At 36.1% G+C, this 1,804-nt stretch carries 2 protein-coding genes and 1 pseudogene; 1 reads left to right on the forward strand and 2 read right to left on the reverse strand.

The annotated features are described in order from the left end of the window. Positions 1-231: IS256 family transposase (locus J678_RS22750; RefSeq protein ID WP_032006910.1), on the forward strand; the 231-nt coding region annotated here is incomplete at its 5' end. 130 nt (positions 232-361) lie between these two features. Here the strand turns inward: J678_RS22750 and J678_RS24005 are convergent. Then, positions 362-541, reverse strand: a pseudogene (locus J678_RS24005) (hypothetical protein); the annotation flags it as partial. A gap of 54 nt (positions 542-595) precedes the next feature. Further along, a protein-coding gene (locus tag J678_RS23510) for an IS3 family transposase (protein WP_085944219.1) occupies positions 596-1,740 on the reverse strand; the annotation gives its coding sequence in 2 pieces (ribosomal slippage) (positions 596-1,476 and positions 1,476-1,740; 1,146 coding nt in all). Between the last annotated feature and the right edge of the window lie 64 nt (positions 1,741-1,804).

Below are 1,804 nucleotides of genomic sequence, written 5' to 3' on the forward strand. Positions count from 1 at the left end.
GAAATACGTCATGCAATTTATACAACAAATGCGATTGAGTCGTTGAATAGCGTAATACGCCATTCAACGAAGAAAAGGAAAATCTTTTCATCTGATGACTCAGTAAAGAAGGTCATTTACTTAGCAACATCAAATGCTGCGAAGAAATGGACGATGCCAATTCAAAATTGGCGTTTAGCAATGAATTGGTTTACGATTCAGTTCGATGATCGATTAAAAGATCATTTATAAAAAATGGAACTTACACAAAATAATTTACAGGCTCTAATTATTAAATCTTTAACTTCATTTTTTTCAAAGTTGGATCTCCAAGAAAATTGTATATACCTGTATTAAAAACAAGTCTTATAATTCACAGATACTATTTTATAGCCTTAGCATTTTCACACACTAAATTAAGCATAGCTAAATCATTGTCCCCCGTGGCTTTCATTACTTCACTCTTTTTATCGCTCTTGTACTTAAGTTCACCATTATTTTTATCACCAATCATAAAGTCTAAAATCTGTATCGTCTTGTGTGAACAGTCAAAAGAGAGGTGGTCCCACATGTTTGAACAACTAAAAGCTTATTTATAAGTGATACTCTGCTCTAGTTAAGCTACCTTATTTTGTTGTGGTAGCTGGTCATAGTAAAACTCATCTGGAGTCATTTTGTCCAGACTCGAATGAGGTCGTTTCAAATTATAAAATTCAAAATATGCGTTTAATTGCTTCTTCGCATCCAAAACATTGCTGTAGGCTTTGAGATACACCTCTTCATATTTAACGCTCCGCCATAATCGTTCAACCATCACATTATCAACCCATCGACCTTTACCATCCATGCTGATTTGGATGTCATTTGATTTCAATACATCAATAAATGCATCACTGGTAAACTGACTGCCTTGGTCTGTATTAAATATTTCAGGTCGACCATATTTTTCAATAGCTTCATTTAATGTTTCTATGCAAAATGTAACCTCCATACTAATCGATACTCTATGCGCAAGTACCTTGCGGCTATGCCAATCAATCACAGCACATAAATAAACAAAGCCTTTTGCCATAGGGATATACGTTATATCCGTAGACCACACTTGATTACTGCGCTGAATAGCCAATCCTTTGAGCAGATATGGATATTTGCGGTGAGCTTGATTAGCCTGGCTTAAATTTGGTTTGCAATATAACGCATTAATGCCCATTTTCTTCATTAAAGTACGTGTATGACGTCGTCCTATATGATGTCCTTGACGATTCAACAAATCACGCATCATACGGCTACCTGCAAAAGGGTATTGCATATGTAACTCATCCATACACCGCATCAGCTTCAGATCTGATGCACTCACAGGTTTTGGGCGATAGTAATAACAACCACGGGAGACTTTCAGCAGCTGAGCTTGCTTAGATACTGAAATCTGAAGTGAGTCATCGATTAACTTTTGTGGTTGAAGCGGCCCAGTTTCTTCAACACACCTTCTAAAAAATCAATTTCTAATGCCTGCTCACCGATTTTTGCATGTAGTTTTTTTAGATCGATGGGTGGTTCTGTTGGAGCTTTTGATTGATCGAAAGCTTGCGAGGAAGCTGAAATCAGTTGATTTTTCCAGTCGATAATTTGGTTTTGATGAACATCAAATTCAGCACTCAATTCAGCAAGTGTTTTTTCTGCTTTAATCGCAGCAAGTGCTACCTTAGCTTTAAAATCATTTGAATGATTTCTTCTTGGTCTACGTGCCATAAAATACTCCATATATTGATGTTTATAACATCATTTGGGGAGCAAAATATCACTTATAAGTGTTGTTCAAATTTCC

This window comes from Acinetobacter sp. 1424608 (assembly GCF_000588255.1).
Taxonomy (GTDB): Bacteria; Pseudomonadota; Gammaproteobacteria; order Pseudomonadales; family Moraxellaceae; genus Acinetobacter; species Acinetobacter nosocomialis.